This window comes from Actinomadura sp. NPDC049753 (genome assembly GCF_040674655.1).
GTDB lineage: Bacteria > Actinomycetota > Actinomycetes > Streptosporangiales > Streptosporangiaceae > Spirillospora > Spirillospora verrucosospora.
Genome location: NZ_JBFARL010000452.1, coordinates 1 through 1517 on the forward strand (window position 1 = coordinate 1; position 1517 = coordinate 1517).

The 1517-nt window shown below is 72.1% G+C and carries 1 protein-coding gene; it reads right to left on the bottom strand.

Annotated features, from left to right (window positions below; translation table 11 throughout):
• Nucleotides 1-89: 89 nt before the first annotated feature.
• Nucleotides 90-1439, bottom strand: a complete 1350-nt coding sequence (locus AB0K37_RS42145) for a class II 3-deoxy-7-phosphoheptulonate synthase (protein ID WP_363991852.1) — start codon at nt 1437-1439, stop codon at nt 90-92.
• Nucleotides 1440-1517: the final 78 nt, after the last annotated feature.

Sequence of the window (1517 nt, forward strand, 5' to 3'; positions counted from 1 at the left end):
TCTGGCGCAGCACCGTGTCGAGGAGGGTGCGCGCGAGGGCGGTCCGGTCCAGCCCGGCGGAGTCGACGCGCGTGCCGGCCTTGCCCCGGTCAGACCGACTTGCGGTACAGCTCCGCGACCATGAAGGCGAGGTCCAGCGACTGGCCCCGGTTGAGCCGGGGGTCGCAGGCCGTCTCGTAGCGCTGGTGCAGGTCGGCCTCGGCGAGCCCCTGGCCGCCGCCCACGCACTCGGTCACGTCGTCGCCGGTGAACTCGATGTGGATGCCGCCCGGGTGGGTGCCGAGGGCCCGGTGGACCTCGAAGAACCCGGCCACCTCGTCGAGCACGTCGTCCAGCCGCCGGGTCTTGTGCCCGCTCGGCGCCTCGAACGTGTTGCCGTGCATCGGGTCGCAGATCCACGCGACCGGGGCCCCGCTCTGGTGCACCTTCTCGATCAGCGGCGGCAGCGCGTCGCGGATGCGGTCGGCGCCCATGCGGGTGATGAAGGTGAGCCGGCCGGGCTCGCGCTCCGGGTTCAGCCTCTCCATCAGGGCCAGCGCGTCGTCGGCGGAGGTCGTCGGGCCGAGCTTCACGCCGATCGGGTTGCGGATGTGGCGGAGGAACTCCACGTGCGCCCCGTCCAGCTGCCGGGTCCGCTCGCCGATCCACAGGAAGTGCGCCGACACGTCGTAGGGCAGGCCGCTCAGATGGTCGATGCGGGTCAGCGCGCGCTCGTATTCCAGCAGCAGCGCCTCGTGGCTGGAGTAGAACTCCACCCCGTGGAACTCGTCGGGGTTCGCCCCGCACGCCTTCATGAACGTCAGCGCCCGGTCGATCTCGCCCGCCAGCTGCTCGTAGCGGCGGCCCGCCGGGCTCTGCGCGACGAAGTCCTGGTTCCATGCGTGCACCTGGCGCAGGTCGGCGTAGCCGCCCTTGGTGAACGCCCGGCACAGGTTCAGCGTCACCGCCGAGCAGTGGTAGGCCTTGAGCAGGCGGTGCGGGTCGTTGCGCCGGGAGGCGGCGTCGAAGGCGAACCCGTTGACCGCGTCGCCCCGGTAGGCGGGCAGCTCCACGCCGCCGCGGGTCTCCACGGGCTTGGAGCGCGGCTTGGCGTACTGGCCCGCCATCCGGCCGATCTTCACGACGGGAACGCTCGCCGCGTAGGTGAGGACGACCGCCATCTGCAGCAGCGTCTTCAGCTTGTTCTTGACCGCGTCGGCGTTCGACCCCTCGAACGTCTCGGCGCAGTCGCCGCCCTGCAGGACGAACGCCTCACCGCGGGCGACGTCCGCGAGCTGCGCCTTCAACTGGTCGCATTCGCCGGCGAACACGAGCGGCGGCTGGGCCGCCAGCTCGGCGGCGACTTCGCCTACCTCGGCCGGATCGTCCCAATCGGGCTGCTGGAGAGCGGGGAGGGCGCGCCACGCGTCGAGGTCCCCGATGACGGCGGAATTACTCACCCTGAAAGGCTATGGCACGGCCCGCCCTGCGTGGACGGAAAGGCCCGCGCGCCGAGGGCCGGCGGGCCCTGACGCGGC